This is a genomic window from Streptomyces sp. NBC_01166 (assembly GCF_045039765.1).
GTDB lineage: Bacteria > Actinomycetota > Actinomycetes > Streptomycetales > Streptomycetaceae > Streptomyces.
In genome coordinates this window covers 6175148-6191657 of record NZ_CP108613.1, presented here as the reverse complement: position 1 = coordinate 6191657, position 16510 = coordinate 6175148, and the positions used below count along the sequence as shown (strand labels likewise).

13 protein-coding genes are annotated in these 16510 nt (G+C 71.3%); 2 read left to right on the top strand and 11 right to left on the bottom strand.

Annotated features, from left to right (window positions below; genetic code table 11):
- Window positions 1-10: 10 nt before the first annotated feature.
- Genes OG379_RS28565 through OG379_RS28555 form a run of 3 tightly spaced genes read right to left on the bottom strand, consistent with a single transcriptional unit; the run spans window position 11 to window position 4104 of the window.
- On the bottom strand, window positions 11-730 hold the full coding sequence (locus OG379_RS28565; protein WP_405665831.1) for a GNAT family N-acetyltransferase: 720 nt from the start codon (window positions 728-730) through the stop codon (window positions 11-13).
- A 31-nt stretch (window positions 731-761) separates the two neighbouring features.
- Entirely contained in the window at window positions 762-2684 is a 1923-nt protein-coding gene (locus tag OG379_RS28560) for an IucA/IucC family protein (RefSeq protein WP_405665829.1), read from the bottom strand.
- A 28-nt stretch (window positions 2685-2712) separates the two neighbouring features.
- On the bottom strand, window positions 2713-4104 hold the full coding sequence (locus OG379_RS28555) for a diaminobutyrate--2-oxoglutarate transaminase family protein (RefSeq protein WP_393761973.1): 1392 nt from the start codon (window positions 4102-4104) through the stop codon (window positions 2713-2715).
- A gap of 340 nt (window positions 4105-4444) precedes the next feature.
- On the opposite strand from OG379_RS28555, the gene OG379_RS28550 reads away from it, so the two are divergent.
- Window positions 4445-5656, top strand: coding sequence for a trypsin-like serine peptidase (locus OG379_RS28550; protein ID WP_393761971.1), 1212 nt, complete (start codon window positions 4445-4447; stop codon window positions 5654-5656).
- Window positions 5657-5750: 94 nt separating this feature from the next.
- Here the strand turns inward: OG379_RS28550 and hflX are convergent, their stop codons facing one another.
- The 6 genes from hflX to miaA all read right to left on the bottom strand — a co-directional run bounded on the left by hflX (window position 5751) and on the right by miaA (window position 13742).
- On the bottom strand, window positions 5751-7271 hold the full coding sequence (gene hflX, locus OG379_RS28545; protein ID WP_405665828.1) for a GTPase HflX: 1521 nt from the start codon (window positions 7269-7271) through the stop codon (window positions 5751-5753).
- Between the two features lie 134 nt (window positions 7272-7405).
- Complete coding sequence (locus OG379_RS28540) at window positions 7406-8896, bottom strand: M1 family metallopeptidase (RefSeq protein ID WP_405665826.1); 1491 nt, start codon at window positions 8894-8896, stop codon at window positions 7406-7408.
- Window positions 8897-9004: 108 nt separating this feature from the next.
- Window positions 9005-11152 (bottom strand): RelA/SpoT family protein, encoded by a 2148-nt coding sequence (locus tag OG379_RS28535; RefSeq protein WP_405665825.1) that lies wholly within the window; start codon window positions 11150-11152, stop codon window positions 9005-9007.
- A 136-nt stretch (window positions 11153-11288) separates the two neighbouring features.
- Complete coding sequence (gene dapF, locus OG379_RS28530) at window positions 11289-12161, bottom strand: diaminopimelate epimerase (protein WP_405665824.1); 873 nt, start codon at window positions 12159-12161, stop codon at window positions 11289-11291.
- Window positions 12162-12258: 97 nt separating this feature from the next.
- The gene (locus tag OG379_RS28525) at window positions 12259-12696 is read right to left on the bottom strand and encodes a hypothetical protein (protein WP_405668684.1); all 438 of its coding nucleotides are present in this window, start codon (window positions 12694-12696) and stop codon (window positions 12259-12261) included.
- 107 nt (window positions 12697-12803) lie between these two features.
- Entirely contained in the window at window positions 12804-13742 is a 939-nt protein-coding gene (miaA, locus tag OG379_RS28520) for a tRNA (adenosine(37)-N6)-dimethylallyltransferase MiaA (protein ID WP_405665823.1), read from the bottom strand.
- A 133-nt stretch (window positions 13743-13875) separates the two neighbouring features.
- On the opposite strand from miaA, the gene OG379_RS28515 reads away from it, so the two are divergent.
- Window positions 13876-14121 carry an antitoxin gene (locus tag OG379_RS28515; protein ID WP_405665822.1) on the top strand — a complete coding sequence of 82 codons (246 nt, stop codon included), beginning with the start codon at window positions 13876-13878 and terminating at the stop codon, window positions 14119-14121.
- Between the two features lie 84 nt (window positions 14122-14205).
- Here OG379_RS28515 and OG379_RS28510 read toward each other — a convergent pair whose 3' ends face one another.
- Both OG379_RS28510 and miaB read right to left on the bottom strand, forming a co-directional pair.
- The gene (locus tag OG379_RS28510; RefSeq protein ID WP_405665821.1) at window positions 14206-14925 is read right to left on the bottom strand and encodes a class III extradiol dioxygenase subunit B-like domain-containing protein; all 720 of its coding nucleotides are present in this window, start codon (window positions 14923-14925) and stop codon (window positions 14206-14208) included.
- Between the two features lie 29 nt (window positions 14926-14954).
- Entirely contained in the window at window positions 14955-16475 is a 1521-nt protein-coding gene (gene miaB, locus OG379_RS28505; RefSeq protein ID WP_405665820.1) for a tRNA (N6-isopentenyl adenosine(37)-C2)-methylthiotransferase MiaB, read from the bottom strand.
- Window positions 16476-16510: the final 35 nt, after the last annotated feature.

Below are 16510 nucleotides of genomic sequence, written 5' to 3'. Positions count from 1 at the left end.
GGCGAGTTGTTCACAGGCGGTCACGGTGCGCTCGGTCGCGGACCATCAGGGCGGCTCGCTTGTCGGGAAGGTCCACTTCCGCGCAGAAGCGGAAGCCGGCGCTCAGGAAAGCGGACACGGACGGGGTGTTGCGCAGATCCGGCTCCGCGACGACGCGTCCGCAGTGCGGCCGGTTGTCGAGTACGAGATCGGCGACGGCCCTGAGCAGCACGGTTCCGATGCCCCGTCCTCGGTTGCCGACACCGCCGATGAGGAGGTGGATCCCCATGTCGTGGGGCCGTGCCGGGTAGTGGCGGGCGAGCGGGTCCAGATCCGCGCGGTAGATCTCCCAGTAGCTCATGGGGGTACCCGCGAGGACTCCGAGGCAGGGGACGCTGCGGCCGTCCCCTTCGAGCTGCCGGCGAAGGTGCGCCGCGGTGACCGGCTCCGGTCCTGCGAGCTCCCAGAAGGCGGCAACCGCGGGATCGTTCATCCAGCGGCTGATCACCGCCAGATCGCGTTCGGGTTCCACCGGGACGAGTCGGAACGCCCCGGCGGAAGTGGTGACCGGGCTCCACCCGCCGGGATCTCCCACGAGAGCGGAGGCGTCGGCCGTCGCGTCGGCCGCCGCCGAGCCGTCACCGAGCAGGGCGAGGAGCTCCTCGGTGAGCCGCAGCTCCAGGGTGTCCTCGGTGCCGGTGCCGTCCGGCGGGCCGGCACCGGTCCCGGTGTGGGCATCGGCTTGGTGCACCGTGACGCTCTCCTCTCGCTGGTTCAGACCGTCATGCCTTGCCGCCGGTGAGCGGATTGGCGATGGTGACGTACACGGACTGGGTGTCGACCGGACCGACGAGTTCGTCGAGGCCGTGCATCCGGGTCAGCAGGTTGGCCTTGCAGCGGAGCTGGCCGGTCTCCAGAAGGTAGGCGGGCAGGGAGGATCCCAGGTCGACGGCGCCTTCGAGGAAACGGCGGAACGCGGCGAGGAGCAGCTGCTCGTCGGCGAGCCGCTGGGCACCGAAGGCGCCGATCAGCCCGAACACGTTGTTGATGCCGAGGTAGTAGGCGAGCCGTTCGTCCGTGACGGCGTCGGTGACGAAGGTGTCGCTGACGGCACCGATGCCCGGGAGCCGGCGCTCGAGTGCGGTCCGGTGGGACTCCCTGAAGTAGTAGCCCTGGTTGTCGCGGTACCTGCCGCCGACGGGCCAGCCGTCCTGGTCGAGGAGTACGAGCGTGTTCTGCTGGTGGGCCTCCAGGGCGACACCCGCGTTGGCGTCGAGCCAGAGGACGGGGAGGACGACGCGGTCGAGGTAGCGCAGGAACCACTCGGCGCACACCGCCCCGGTCGTCCGGCCCGTGCGCGCGGCCAGCGAGAAGACCGTGTCGGCGAGCCGCGAGTGCGTGCCGGGACGGCCGGGCCACGGCCGCGGGGCGGTGAGTCCGGCGATGCACACGGCGTCGTCGGCGGGGCCGAAGGGATTGTGGCGGAGCATCACGTCGAGGCCGGGGACGGGGCTGCCGTCCGGTTGGTCGACGGCGAGCCAGGCCGGGTCCCGGACGATGTCGAAGCCCGGGTGTGCCTCCTGCCACCGGTCGGCGAGGCCGGTGCGCAGCAGCCGGTGCACCTCGGCTCCTCGGTGGAGCTCCTTACGGAGGTTCTCGCGGCGGGAGTTGGTGATGCGTACGCCCAGGGACAGCTTCAGCATGAGGTCGGAGCCCGGGCGGTGCACGGTGCGGACGGACGAGGTGGGGTGCCAGCGTTCGCCGTACGGGCCGAGGTCGTGCAGGAGGCCCTTCTCGCACAGGGCGACGACGTCGGGGCGGCGCAGGACCTCCGCGGCCTGCCAGGGGTGGAGGGGAAGGGCCGTGGTCCCTTCGGGGAGGTCCAGCCCTTCGGAGTGTGGTGCGAGGAGCGCCTCCGCCGAGACCGGCCGGCCGGCCTTCGTCCACGCCGACTCCGTGGCCAGCACGGAACGGTCCACGGCCATCCAGTGGAGCGGGAAGGAGCCGCGCAGCTCGGGTGAATAGAGCAGCGTCTCCGACTCGGAGAGGCCTTCACGGCTCTTGGGCGTGGGGTGCAGGGGGTGGCCGAGGACGAGGGACTGTTCGGCGGTGAGGAAGAGATCGGCCTCCGGCGGCGCGGTGGGTGTGCGGCGCCGGTCGGCGATGAACGCAGCCGTGTGCCGTACGGAGTCGGCCACCCTGGCCACCAGATCGACGCCGGTGTTCCGCTCGCTCTCCCGGCTGAGCAGCGCGGCCACGGTGACGGCGTCGACGCCCGGGGCACCGTCGGGCGCGTTCTCCAGGGACGGCGTCCCGAAGCGGTGCCAGCCCGTCGCGGACCAGTGGGCGACCGGAACGAGCAGGGCGGTGCCGCTGGCGGGGAGCGGAACGCGCAGGGTGTTTCCCCGGGGGCGGGGCAGGTCGTTCTCCCTGGTCCAGCAGCGCAGCAGATTCTCCGTACCGGCCGAGTCCGCGGCCCGGAGCGGGTCCGGATGGTCGAGCGGGTCCCGCACCGTGTCGCCGGGGCGGTCCGCCGGGACGGCGCCGGTGAGGGCGTCCGAACCGGCACGCGGGGTGCCGTGCGGACCGGCCTTCTGGCGCGGCACGGTCGTCGACTCGACGGCGAGGGGGCCCTCCGGCAGGTCATGTCCTCGCTGCTGGCTGGTGAGAGGGCCGTCGGCCTCGGGCGCAGGGGTGGGGTTCACGGCGGTCTTCCTTGTGAGGGGTCCGGGATCAGCGGGTCGGCCCGGCAGCGGCCCGGCGGTACGGAGAGCGCTCGGCCGCTCTCAGCGCGTCGGCGAGGCGGTCGACGACCGCCGTCGCCTGTTCGTCGGTGAGAGTGAGGGGAGGGAGCAGTCGGACCACGGCGCCGTGGCGTCCGCCGAGTTCGACGATGAGGCCGCGGCGCAGGCACTCCTGCTGCACCGCCGCGGCGAGGGCCGGATCGGGCGGCGGGGCGGAGCCGCTCTCGGCGGTGACGGTGAGCGGCTCGGCCTCGGGGTCGACGAGTTCGATGCCGATCATCAGGCCCCGGCCACGGACGTCACCGATGCTCGGATGGTCCGCGCCGAGCGCCTGGAGCCGGGCGAGCATGCGCGCGCCGAGTGTCCCCGCGCGTTCGGCGAGCCGGTTCTCCCGTACGTACGCGAGGGTCGCGGCGCCGGCTGCCATGGCCAGCTGGTTGCCCCGGAAGGTGCCGGCGTGGGCGCCCGGCTGCCAGAGGTCGAGCTCGGAGCGGTAGACGATCACCGCGAGGGGCAGCGAGCCGCCGATGGCTTTCGAGAGCACCATCACGTCGGGCACGATACCGCTGTGCTCGACCGCCCAGAAGGTGCCGGTCCGGCCGACTCCGGTCTGCACCTCGTCCGCGATCAGGGCGATGGAACGCTTTTGGGTGATCTCCCGCATCCGGCGCATCCAGCCGTCCGGGGCGGGGTTCACCCCGCCCTCGCCCTGGACCGGCTCCAGGATCATGGCGGCCGGAGCGGGCACCCCGCCCTTGGGGTCGTCCAGGAGGTATTCCGTCCAGTGCGCGGCGATGTCCGCGCCCCGCTCCCCGCCGGCTCCGAAGGGGCAGCGGTAGTTCTGCGGGAAGGGCAGCCGCGTCACCCGGACGTCCGTGGCCCCACCCGAAGCGGCCAGGGCACCGGCGGTCATCCCGTGGTACGCGCCGGTGAAGGCGAGGAGTTCGCTGCGCCCGCTCGCCGCCCGGACCAGCTTGAAGGCCGCCTCGACGGCGTCCGTCCCGGCCGGACCGCAGAACTGGATCCGGGCGTTGTCGGCCAGTTCACGGGGCAGCGTGGCGAACAGCTCGGTCGTGAAGGCGTCCTTGACGGGTGTGGCGAGATCGAGCACATGCAGTGGTGCGCCGGAGTCGATGACCTTCCGGATGGCCTCGAGCACCACGGGGTGGTTGTGCCCGAGGGCCAGCGTGCCCGCACCTGACAGACAGTCGAGATAGCGTCGGCCGTCCGCGCCCTCGATCGTCATGCCCCGTGCGCGTACCGGCACGATCGGCAGGGACCGCGCATAGGTGCGGGCCGCCGATTCACGTAGTGCCTGACGCCGCAGAATCCCTTCGTGCGCAGGAGAAAGCGCCACCGGAGCTGGTTCGGTCACGGCCACGGCTGTTCGGTCCTCCTGCTGTAACAGTTGCGTTGCGCATCGGTACGGTCCCCCAGGGGCGGACTGCGCCGATGAACGCCGTCCGGGTGTCCCCCGTACGTACCAACGACGCGGAACGCGGAAGATCACGGGTAAATCGGAAGATCCTTGTACAGGCGGAACCGTGGCCCTGCCGCGCACCGTCCCCAACGGCACCGGCATAGTAGGGGCCGCACTCGGCACGGAGCCGCCGCTCCGAGCGATGCGCGATGTGGCCGCACGGCTCTGCCGCGCACGCCAAGTCCGCAGTGCGGCACCGAAGTCAGTGACGAAGTCCCAGGGGGATCAACAGATGCGACCCATGCGCCCGACCGATACCGCACACCGCGGGGGGAGCGCCCGCCGCACCCCTCGGGTGTTCGCCGCGGCCGCCCTTGCCGCTCTCCTGACGCTCTCCGCCACGGCCTGCGGGCCGGAGGAGGACGGCGCGATCAGCGAGCCGAGCAGCTCCACCGGCCAGTCCTCCGACGGAAAGGTCGTGATCCCCGACGATCTCAAGGACCGGCTCAAGGAGCACGGGATCGACCTCGACAAGTGGAGGGACGGCGAGTGGAAGAACTGGGACAGGGACAAGTGGCTGCGTGAGGCCAAGGACTACGTCAACCCCATCATCGAGGACCTCTGGGACCCGGAGCGGATGCGGGACGCCGACAAGGCCCCGGAGAACCCCGTCGACAACGACATCTCCGGCGACGAGGGCGTGACGGACCCGACCCCCGCGCCGGTCGAGGCCGCGAACCTGCAGACGCCGTACCACGGGAGCGCGCCCGAGTCCGGCAAGCTCCTGTTCGACGGGCCCGAGGGCTCGATGGTCTGCTCTGCGACCGTGGTGCAGGACCCGGCCCACCCGGGCAAGTCCAACATGGTCTGGACGGCCGGGCATTGTGTGCACGCGGGCAAGAACGGCGGCTGGTACCGCAACATCGCCTTCGTACCCTCGTACAACGACAGCGGTATGTCGACGGCCGAGCTGCAGAACGCGACGAAGGAGGAGATCGCTCCGTACGGCGTGTGGTGGGGCCAGTGGGCGCAGACCTCCGACCAGTGGATCAACCAGGGCGCCGCGACCGGCGGCCAGGGAGCCCCGTACGACTTCGCGGTGCTGCAGGTCGCTCCGGAGAAGGGTTCGACGGGCAAGTCCCTGGAGGAGACCGTCGGTTCGGCACTCCCGGTCGATTTCAACGCCCCGGCCGTCCCGGAGATCGACAGCATGACGGCGACCGGCTATCCGGCTGCCCCGCCGTTCGACGGCCAGAAGGCTCTCCGGTGCACCGATGAGCCGGGCCGCCTCGCCGTCTTCCAGGAACAGCCGACGATGTACCGCATCGGGTGCACGATGACCGGTGGTTCCTCCGGTGGCGGCTGGGTCGCGAAGGGCCAGGACGGTAAGCCGGCGCTGGTCTCCAACACCTCCATCGGCCCGGTGACGGCGGGCTGGCTGGCCGGCCCCCGCCTGGGCGAGGAGGCCAAGGGCGTCTACGAGGCCGTCAGCAAGAAGTACGCGGGACAGTAGGACCGCGCGCTCCGGCCCGGCGGTCGAGGGCCGGAGCACAAGGAGGCCGGGCTCCCCTTCGAGGGGGAGCCCGGCCTCCTGCGTGTCTACCGCGTCAGTGAGCCACCGGCACGAAGACGGCGAGCTCCGCAGCGAGCTCCTCGTGGACCCGCGCCTTGAGCAGGGTGCCCTCCGGTGTGTGCTGCTCGGAGATCACCTCGCCCTCGGCGTGCACCCGGGAGACGAGCCCGCCCTGGATGTAGGGCACGAGCGCCTCGATCTCCACGGACGGCCGCGGCAGCTCGGCGTCGATGAGCGCGAGCAGCTCGTCGATACCGGCGCCGGTCCGCGCCGATACCGCGATCGCGTGCTTCTCGGCGCGCATCAGGCGCTGCAGGACGAGCGGGTCGGCCGCGTCCGCCTTGTTGATCACGACGACCTCGCGTACGTCGACAGCGCCGACTTCCCGGATCACCTGACGCACGGCGGCGAGCTGCTCCTCCGGCACCGGATGGGAACCGTCCACCACATGCAGGATCAGGTCGGACTCGCCGACCTCCTCCATGGTGGAGCGGAACGCCTCGACCAGGTGGTGCGGCAGGTGCCGCACGAACCCGACGGTGTCGGCCAGGGTGTAGATGCGGCCGCTCGGCGTCTCGGCCCGGCGCACGGTCGGGTCGAGGGTCGCGAACAGGGCGTTCTCCACGAGGACACCCGCGCCGGTGAGCCGGTTGAGCAGCGACGACTTTCCGGCGTTGGTGTATCCGGCGATCGCCACCGAAGGCACCTTGTTGCGCTTGCGCTCCTGGCGCTTGATCTCCCGGCCGGTCTTCATCTCCGCGATCTCCCGGCGCATCTTCGCCATCTTCTCGCGGATCCGTCGCCGGTCCGTCTCGATCTTGGTCTCACCAGGACCACGGGTGGCCATGCCGCCACCGCCGCTGGAACCGCCGCCGCCCATCTGCCGGGACAGCGACTGACCCCAGCCGCGCAGACGCGGGAGCATGTACTGCATCTGTGCCAGCGACACCTGCGCCTTGCCCTCACGGGACTTGGCGTGCTGGGCGAAGATGTCGAGGATCAGGGCGGTCCTGTCGACCACCTTGACCTTGACGACGTCTTCCAGGTGGATCAGCTGGCCGGGGCTGAGCTCACCGTCGCAGACGACGGTGTCGGCCCCGGATTCGAGAACGATGTCGCGCAGCTCCAGCGCCTTGCCCGAGCCGATGTAGGTGGCCGGGTCGGGCTTGTCCCGCCGCTGGAACACGGCGTCGAGCACCTGGGCGCCCGCCGTCTCGGCGAGGGCCGCGAGCTCCGCGAGGGAGATCTCCGCGTCATGGACGGTCCCCGATGTCCAGACACCGACGAGAACCACGCGCTCCAGGCGCAGCTGTCGGTACTCGACCTCGGTGACGTCCTCGAGCTCGGTGGAGAGGCCTGCCACGCGGCGCAGAGCCGCACGCTCGGAACGGTCGAGCTGCTCGCCGTCCCGCTCTCCGTCGATCTCGTGGCTCCAGGCGACGTCCTCTTCCATCAGGGCGTCGGCCCGAAGGCTCTCGGTGAGGCTCTCGGAGTTGGCTTCCGTGGCGCTCTGCGCGTCCTGCGCGTCCTGGGGAAGGGAAGAAGAGGAGGTCATTGGATCCTTACGTCGATAGAAGTCCGATACGTCAGTCACAACGCGTGACCCCGCCGGAAGATTCCCATGGAGGGGGATCCACCGGCCGGCCGCCGTGCCGACGCGTCGATAGTGGCATGTCCCCGACCGGGCCGTCACTCGGGTTTCGGCGCCCGCGCGGGGCTCTGCCCGAGCGAGGCGCTCCGGGGCGTCTCGCTGCGCCAGTCCGGGTGCCCCGGCATCGGCGGGGTCTTCTTCCCGTACAGCCACCCGTCGAAGAACGCCGTCAGGTCCCGTCCCGCGATCCTCGACGCCAGGTCCGTGAACTGCTCGGTGGTCGCCGATTCGTTCCGGTGGACACGTACCCAGGTCCGCTCAAGGCGGTCGAACGCGGCCTCGCCGATCTCCTCGCGCAGCGCGTACAGGATGAGCGCGCTCCCGTCGTACACGACCGGCCTGAAGAGGCTGATCTTGTGGTCGGGGGTGGGCACGTCGGGGCGTGCGGGCGGACCGCCCGCCGCGCGCCAGGTGTCGGAGCGGGTGTAGGCCTCGCGCATCCGGCGCTCCATGGGCTTCTGCGCGTGTTCCTCGGCGTAGCGGGCCTCGTACCAGGTCGCGTGCCCCTCGTTGAGCCACAGATCGGACCAGGACCGCGGGGAGACGCTGTTGCCGAACCACTGGTGGGCGAGCTCGTGCACCATGACCGAGTCGACGTACCACTCGGGATATCCGTCCCCGGTGAACAGGGAGCGTTCGAAGAGCGAGAGGGTCTGCGTCTCCAGCTCGAAGCCCGTCTCGGTGTCCGCGACGAGGAGTCCGTACGTCTCGAACGGGTACGGGCCGACCTGCTTCTCCATCCAGGCCAGCTGCGCCGGGGTCTTCTCCAGCCAGGGCTCCAGCTTCGCCCGGTCGGCCGTGGGCACCACGTCGCGTACCGGCAGTCCCCGGGGCCCGGTCCGGTGGAGGACGGCGGAGCGGCCGATGGACACCTGGGCGAGTTCCGTCGCCATCGGGTGTTCCGTGCGGTAGGTCCAGGTGGTCGCGCCGGCGTGGTCCCGCTTCCCGGCGGGAAGGCCGCCCGCCACGACCGTGAGGTCCTTGGGCGCGGTCACCCGGAAGGTGAAGAACGCCTTGTCGGCGGGGTGGTCGTTGCCGGGGAAGACCCGGTGGGCGGCGTCGGCCTGGTTCGCCATCGCGAGGCCGTCGGCGGTCGGCACCCAGCCCCCGTTGGCCCGGTCCCCCGAGGGGTCGCTCGTATGCCGGACGGTGATCCGCACGGGCACCCCGGCCCGGATCCGGGAGGGCGCGTCGACGATCAGGTCCTCACCGGCGGTGGCGAACTCCGACTTCAGCCCGTCGACCTCGACGGAGCGGACGGCACCCCGGGCGAAGTCGAGGTTGATCCGTTCCAGCGGTGCGGTGGTCCACGCGTCGATCGTGGTGACGGCGTCCAGGGGCTCGGTGTTGCGGCCCTTGTAGGTGAGAGAGATGTCGTACGAGAGGACGTCGTAGCCCGGGTTGCCGAGGTGGGGGAAGAGTCGGTCGCCGATGCCCAGCGGTTCGGGTGCGGGCAGGGTGGCGGCGACGAGGGTGACCGACGCGGTGGCCAGCAGAGCGGCACGCAGTCGGCGGGAGGTGAGCGGCATGGACTACGGCTACCAGCGCGCCCCGTCCACGCGGGGGTGGCGCGCGCCGCACCACCCGAACGGGTTCGCCGGTGGGCTGCAAGGAGAGGTCCCGGACGGGCAGGGGTGTCAGCCGGTGGCGGCGGGCTGCTGGGCGCGGCTCACGTCGTACACGCCGGGTACGTCGCGCATCGCCCGCATGAGGCCCGGCAGCCCCGCAGCGTCGGGCAGCTGCAGCGTGTAGGTGTGCCGGACGCGCTGTTCGCTGGGCGGCTCGACGGTCGCCGAGACGATGGCGGCGTCCGCGGTCGCGATGGCCTCGGTGAGGTCGGCGAGGAGCCGGGGGCGTCCGAAGGACTCGGCGACGAGGGTGACCCGGTAGTCGGGGGTGCCGCTCCGGCCGCCGGGGTCGTTCCAGCGCGCCTCCACGGCCGGCCGGCCGATCGCCCTCATCCGGGCCACCGCCGGACATTCCTCGCGGTGCACGGTGACGGCGCCGCCGCGCACCGTGAATCCCACGATGCCGTCGGGCGGGACGGGGGTGCAGCACCCTGCGAGCCGGACCGGTGCTCCTGGCGTGCCGACCGCCACGATCGGAGCCCGGCCGGCTGCCCTGGCCCGGCTGTGCGCCGCGTCGTCGGCGGGCTGGGCCTGCGGCCTCGGGGCGTCGGGCCTGCTCTTGCGGGGGCCCTGCGCGCCGTCCGGATGGGCGTCGAGCCATGCCGTGATCGCGATCCGGGCGCCAGGCGTACGGACGTGGTCCAGCCACTCCGGGGAGGGCCCGGAAGAGGCGTCCTGGGCGAGCAGCAGCTGCACGGTGTCACCGTCGTTCAGCGCGGTGCTCAGCGTCGCCAGCCGGCCGTTGACGCGGGCTCCGATGCAGCCGTGCGCCTCTTCGCCGTACTGCGCGTAGGCGGCGTCGACGCAGCTGGCGCCGGCGGGCAGCCCGAGGGTCCCGCCGTCGGTGCGGAAGACCGTGATCTCCCGGTCCTGTGCGAGGTCGGCGCGCAGCGTGGCCCAGAACGTGTCGGAGTCGGTCGCCGACTCCTGCCAGTCCAGGAGGCGGGAGAGCCAGCCGGGCCTGGTCGGGTCGGCGCGCTCGCCGTCGGCGGGTTCGGCCTGGTGCGCGGCGGTGGTCCCGTCCTGGGTGTACGGGTTGCCGAGCGCGACGACACCCGCCTCGGCGACCTTGTGCATCCGGTGCGTACGGATCAGGACTTCGGCGACCGCGCCCTCGGGTCCGACCACCGCCGTGTGCAGCGACTGGTAGAGGTTGAACTTGGGCGCCGCGATGAAGTCCTTGAACTCGGAGATGACCGGGGTGAAACAGGTGTGCAGCTCGCCCAGGACCGCGTAGCAGTCGGCGTCCTCCCCGACCAGCACCAGCAGCCGTCCGAAGTCGGTACCCCGCATCTCGCCGCGTTTGATCCTCACCCGGTGCACGGAGACGAAGTGACGCGGCCGGATGAGCACTTCGGCGCTGATGCCCGCTTCCCGCAGGGTCGATCGGACGCTGCCGGCGATCTCCGTGAGAGGGTCCTCCGCTCCGCTCCAGGCGGAGATCAGGGCCTGGGTGCGCTCGTACTCGTCCGGGTGCAGGATCGCGAAGACGAGGTCCTCGAGCTCCGTCTTGAGCGCCTGCACCCCGAGGCGTTCGGCGAGCGGGATGAGCACGTCCCGGGTGACCTTGGCGATCCTGGCCTGTTTCTCGGGGCGCATGACGCCGAGTGTCCGCATGTTGTGCAGCCGGTCGGCCAGTTTGATCGACATGACGCGGACGTCGTTCCCGGTGGCGACGAGCATCTTGCGGAAGGTCTCGGGCTCGGCAGCCGCCCCGTAGTCGACCTTCTCCAGCTTGGTGACGCCGTCGACCAGGTAGCAGACCTCGTCGCCGAACTGCTCCCGCACCTGATCGAGGGTCACATCGGTGTCCTCGACCGTGTCGTGGAGCAGCGAGGCCGTCAGGGTCGTCGTCTCCGCGCCGAGTTCGGCGAGGATCAGGGTCACCGCCAGCGGATGGGTGATGTACGGCTCACCGCTCTTGCGCATCTGGCCGCGGTGGGAGGTCTCGGCGAGGACGTACGCCTTGCGCAGGATGGCGAGGTCGGCGTCCGGGTAGTGCGCGCGATGAGCCTCCGCGACATGCCCGATGGCGTCGGGAAGCCGGTCACGGGAGACCGGCCCGAGCAGGGCGACACGGCCCAGCCTGCGCAGGTCGATCCGTGGACGACCGCGTTTGCGAAGGGGAGCACCTGGATTGGTGGCCTCTGCGCTCATGGGGCACCTCCGGCAACGTCGACCGGCGGTGGATGCGGTTACACCCCCGAGCCGGTGCTTGATGCTATCGACCCCACCACGTGGCGCAGTCCAGCTCTCGCTCAGCGTGAAACGGATCACCCATTCGAGCGAAGCTCTAACCGATCATCGTTTCGAGCCAGACGGGGTCGATCACGCCCTCCGCGACGATCACGGCGGGCCCCGTCATGTCGATCCCGCCGTCCGGGTATTCGGTGATCACCAGGGTGCCGCCGGGCAGGTCCACGGTGTACGCCGCGGGGGCGCCGGTCGCCGCCGGGTCCACGCCGTCCCTGCGTGCGGCGGCGACGGCCACCGCACAGGCCCCGGTGCCGCACGACCGGGTCTCACCGGAACCGCGCTCGTGGACGCGCATCGCGACGTGCCGGGGGCCGCGGTCCACGACGAACTCGATGTTGACCCCGTCGGGGTAGACGGACCGCGGGCTGAACGGCGGTACGGAGGAGAGCTCTCCGGCGTGGTCCAGGTCCTCGACGAACGCGACGGCGTGCGGATTGCCCATGTTCACGTTGCGGGCTTCCCAGCTGCGGCCGTCCACGGTGACGGTGACGCCGTCGCCCGGCAGCACGGCACGCCCCATGGAGACCGTGACATCGCCGTCCTTCGCGATGTGCACCCGCTTGACCCCGCCCCGCGTGGCGACGGACAGATCACCTTCGGCGACGAACCCGGCACGCTGGAGGTAGCGGGCGAAGACACGCACCCCGTTGCCGCACATCTCGGCGACCGAGCCGTCCGCGTTGCGGTAGTCCATGAACCATTCGGCCTGCTCGGCCATACCTCGCGCCTCGGGGTGCGCGGCGGACCGCACGACGTGCAGCAGCCCGTCGCCGCCGATGCCCGCCCGGCGGTCGCAGAGCCGGGCGACGACGGAGACCGGCAGGTCGAGGGCGTTGTCCGGGTCGGGAACGATCACGAAGTCGTTCTCGGTGCCGTGTCCCTTGAGGAAGGTGATCTGCGAAGTGCTCACGAAGCAACTGTACGAGGCTCCGCCGACAGTCAGCGGGTCCGGGCCACGTCGCGGGCCGGCGCCTGCCCTCGGAAGGGGCTCCTGGGGTCCGGGCCGGTCAGCGGAGCCGGGCCACGCGCCAGACGGCGAGGGCCACCAGCACGGCGCAGACGGCTACGTACAGCGTAACCACGCGCCAGTCGGGGCGTTCGTTCGATCCCCTGGCCGGCAGGCCGGGCCAGGTGTGGCCGACACGGCGGGCGGCCATCATGCCCCAGCCCGCGGCACAGCCGCTGATCAGCAAGCCCAGCATCGCCACGACGGCACCGCCGCCGCCGAACTCGAAGGCGAGCGGGAAGGCGAACATCAGGGAGCCGACCGCCGCCAGCGCCACGATGGGCGCGAGCTGCCAGATCCGCAGCCGGCGGGCGGGCCGGAGCTCGACCTCGACCTCGGGGGCCACCTCGTGTTCGTCCGGCCCGTCGGGGCTCAGGCGTCCTGCCTCGTGCTGCGTGTCCGGTACGTCTCTGTCTGTGTCGCGAGGGCCGGCCTCCATCGCCACGCGCCCTCCCAACTCGGACTCCACTGGTCGATCGATGCTCGATGATGGCACGGCCCCGGCCGCCGAAATGACGGGCGGAGCGTCCCGATGCCATCACGTGATCAGGCTGTAACCGCTCGTTCGACCAACGCCAGCGCCCGGCGCGGGAGTTCTCCGCGCTCTTCCTCGGCACCACTCAGCCAGCGGACGCGCGGGTCGCGCCGGAACCAGGAGTCCTGCCGCCGCGCGAAGCGTTTGGTGGCGCGTACGGTCTCCGTGCGTGCCTCGTCCTCGGTGCACTCCCCCGCGAGAGCGGCGAGCACCTGCTGGTAGCCCAGCGCGCGCGAGGCGGTGCGTCCCTCGCGCAGCCCGCGGGCCTCCAGGTCACGCACCTCGTCCACCAGCCCGGCCTCCCACATCCGGTCCACGCGGGTACGGATACGTTCGTCGAGTTCGGGGCGTCCGACGTCCACACCGATCTGAAGGGCGTCGTAGACCGCTTCACCGCTCGGGAGGTTGGCCGTGAAGGGCTTGCCGGTGATCTCGATGACCTCCAGGGCGCGGACGATACGGCGGCCGTTGCCGGCCAGGATGGCGCGGGCCGCCTCGGGGTCCGCGGCGGCGAGCCGGGCGTGCAGGGCGCCGGAGCCGTGCTCCGTGAGCTCCTGTTCGAGCCGTGCCCGTACGCCGGGGTCCGTGCCCGGGAATTCGAGGGCGTCGATCGCGCCCTTCACGTAGAGACCCGAGCCGCCCACCAGGACGGGGGTACGGCCTTCGGCCAGCAGCCGGTCGATCTCGATACGCGCGAGCCGCTGGTACTCGGCGACACTCGCGGCCTCGGTGACGTCCCAGATGTCCAGGAGACGGTGCGGAACGCCGGCACGCTCGGGGAGAGTCAGCTTCGCCGTGCCGATGTCCATGCCCCGGTAGAGCTGCATGGAGTCGGCGTTGACCACTTCACCACCGAGCTGCTGGGCGAGAAACACTCCCAGATCGGACTTTCCGGCCGCGGTGGGACCGACGACGGTGATGACGCGAGGGGTGGGAGCTGGTCTTCTCACCGAGACAGTCTCCCAAACTTCGGGGTGCCTTCCGACCGGAAGAGACCGCGAACGGACGGACACGGCGAGTAACGCGTGATTTCTCACAGACGAGTAAAATGTGACCACAGTCCCCCAGCACGGAAGGTGACCCATGGGTTTCCTGGACAACCTGAAGGCCAAGCTGGCCCCGGCCAAGGAGAAGGTCGGCGACCTCGCGCAGCAGCACGGGGGCAAGATCGACCAGGGCATCGACAAGGCCGCCCGCACGGTCGACCAAAGGACCAAGGGCAAGTACAGCGACAAGATCGTGTCCGGCACGCAGAAGGCCAAGGACGCGGTCGACCGTCTGGGCCAGAAGGACCAGGGCGGTACACCGCCGTCACCGCCCGCGCACTGACCCGGGTCCCGCCGGAATCGGGGGCCGTGGAGCGATATGCCTCCACGGCCCTCGTCCGTGCCGCGGAGAGTCAGGACCGAAGGGTCACGACCAGGCGGCGACGACGTATCCCACGCCGTACGGGGCGTCCTCGTACAGCAGCTGCCCGCCGAGGCCCGCACCCCGCGCCGCGCCCGCGAGCACCTGCCAGGGCGCCCGGCCCGCCGCCTTCAGTTCGTACGCGAGCGACTCGTCCAGAGCGCTCAGCGCGGCCACGTCGGCGCTTGCCAGCGCACGGGCAGCGGCCGCGTCGAAGTCCGCCGCCCGCTCGTCCAGATAGCCGGGCGCCTTGACCGTACGGCAGGCGCTGCCGTCGCCCATGACCAGCAGGGCAACCCGCTCAGCCCTGGCCGCCAGGTCCGCTCCCGCCCGCAGGCAGCGGTCGGTGGCGAGTGGCTCCCCCACGCCGAGCCCCTCGACCGGGGCGCCGTCCCATCGGGTGCGGCCGAGCAGCCAGGCGCCGACGGCGAGTGATGCGGGGAGCGGGCGGCCGGGGGCGGGGGATCCTGCCGTGGCCTCACCCAGCCGCACGGTCAGGTCGACGCCGAATCCGGAGAAGGAACCTGCCGATCCCGGGGGGAACGGCCCGCGGCTGTCAGGTCCGGCCGGCCCGGCCACGATCAGCAGGTCCGGTTTCGCGGCGGCGAGCACGCCCAGGGCGTCGAGGCACGCGTTCCTCGCGGCGTCGAGCTCGGGCGCGGCTCCCGCGGCCACCTCGGGGACCAGGATCGGCGGGCAGGGACAGACGGCGGCGGCGGCAAGCATGCCGGTCAGCGTACTCAGACGGGCCGGTCTCAGTCGCAGCCGCACCCCGGGGTGGCGGCCACGGGCTGCGGGGCGGGCACGCCGATCCCGGGCAGGCCGAGCATGACTCCGGCGGGCCGGTCGGCAGGGGTCGCGTTGCGCTTCTCCCAGGCGTCACCCGACCGGGTGCGCCGGACGCCCAGGGGCGTTCCCTCGGCGAGCAGGTGGTGCGGGGCGGCGTAGCTGATCTCGACCGTCACCACGTCCCCGGGGCGTACGTCCTGGGACGGCTTGGTGAAGTGGACCAGACGGTTGTCGGGAGCCCGGCCGGAGAGCCGGTGCGTGGCGCCGTCCTTGCGGCCTTCGCCCTCCGCGACCATGACGTCCAGGGTGCGGCCGACCTGCTTCTTGTTCTCCTCCCAGGAGATCGCCTCCTGGAGGGCGGAGAGGCGCATGTAGCGCTCCTGTACGACCTCCTTGGGGACCTGTCCCTCCATGTCGGCGGCGGGCGTCCCGGGGCGCTTGGAGTACTGGAAGGTGAAGGCGTTCGCGAAGCGGGCCTCGCGCACGGCGTGCATGGTCTGCTCGAAGTCCTCCTCGGTCTCACCGGGGAAGCCCACGATGATGTCGGTGGAGATCGCCGCGTCCGGCATGGCGGCGCGCACCTTCTCGATGATCCCGAGGAAGCGCTCCTGGCGGTACGAGCGGCGCATGGCCTTGAGGATCGTGTCCGAGCCGGACTGCATCGGCATGTGCAGCTGGGGCATCACGTTCGGTGTCTCGGCCATCGCCGCGATCACGTCGTCGGTGAAGTCCCGCGGGTGGGGCGAGGTGAAGCGGACGCGCTCCAGGCCCTCGATCGTGCCGCAGGCCCGCAGCAGCTTGGAGAAGGCCTCGCGGTCACCGATGTCGGAGCCGTACGCGTTGACGTTCTGGCCGAGCAGGGTGATCTCGCTGACCCCCTCGGCGACCAGGGCCTCGATCTCGGCCAGGATGTCGCCGGTGCGGCGGTCCTTCTCCTTGCCCCGCAGCGCCGGGACGATGCAGAAGGTGCAGGTGTTGTTGCAGCCGACCGAGATCGACACCCACGCGGCGTACGCGGACTCACGGCGGGTGGGCAGCGTCGAGGGGAACGCCTCCAGCGACTCGGCGATCTCGACCTGCGCCTCCTCCTGGACCCGGGCGCGCTCCAGGAGCACCGGCAGCTTGCCGATGTTGTGCGTACCGAAGACGACGTCCACCCAGGGGGCACGCCGCACGATGGTGTCGCGGTCCTTCTGCGCCAGACAGCCGCCGACGGCGATCTGCATCCCGGGGCGCTTCGTCTTCATCGGGGCGAGGCGGCCGAGGTTGCCGTAGAGCTTGTTGTCGGCGTTCTCACGCACCGCGCAGGTGTTGAAGACGACGACGTCGGCGTCGCCGTCGGAGCCCTCGGGGGCGCGCACGTATCCGGCGCCCTCCAGGAGCCCCGACAAGCGTTCGGAGTCGTGGACGTTCATCTGGCACCCGTAAGTGCGTACCTCGTAGCTCTTCTGGACGTCCACTGCTTCGCTCCGGTTGCCGCTGGTCATGGGACAAGGGTAGGCGGTGACGGTGCCTCTCCCGT

What these genes read in the sequence shown, in the direction of transcription:
- OG379_RS28550 (WP_393761971.1), top strand. Translation starts at nt 4,445, where the DNA reads ATGCGCCCGACCGATACCGCACACCGCGGGGGGAGCGCCCGCCGCACC.
- hflX (WP_405665828.1), bottom strand. Translation starts at nt 7,271, where the DNA reads ATGACCTCCTCTTCTTCCCTTCCCCAGGACGCGCAGGACGCGCAGAGC.
- OG379_RS28540 (WP_405665826.1), bottom strand. Translation starts at nt 8,896, where the DNA reads ATGCCGCTCACCTCCCGCCGACTGCGTGCCGCTCTGCTGGCCACCGCG.
- OG379_RS28535 (WP_405665825.1), bottom strand. Translation starts at nt 11,152, where the DNA reads ATGAGCGCAGAGGCCACCAATCCAGGTGCTCCCCTTCGCAAACGCGGT.
- OG379_RS28525 (WP_405668684.1), bottom strand. Translation starts at nt 12,696, where the DNA reads ATGGAGGCCGGCCCTCGCGACACAGACAGAGACGTACCGGACACGCAG.
- OG379_RS28515 (WP_405665822.1), top strand. Translation starts at nt 13,876, where the DNA reads ATGGGTTTCCTGGACAACCTGAAGGCCAAGCTGGCCCCGGCCAAGGAG.
- OG379_RS28510 (WP_405665821.1), bottom strand. Translation starts at nt 14,925, where the DNA reads ATGCTTGCCGCCGCCGCCGTCTGTCCCTGCCCGCCGATCCTGGTCCCC.
- miaB (WP_405665820.1), bottom strand. Translation starts at nt 16,475, where the DNA reads ATGACCAGCGGCAACCGGAGCGAAGCAGTGGACGTCCAGAAGAGCTAC.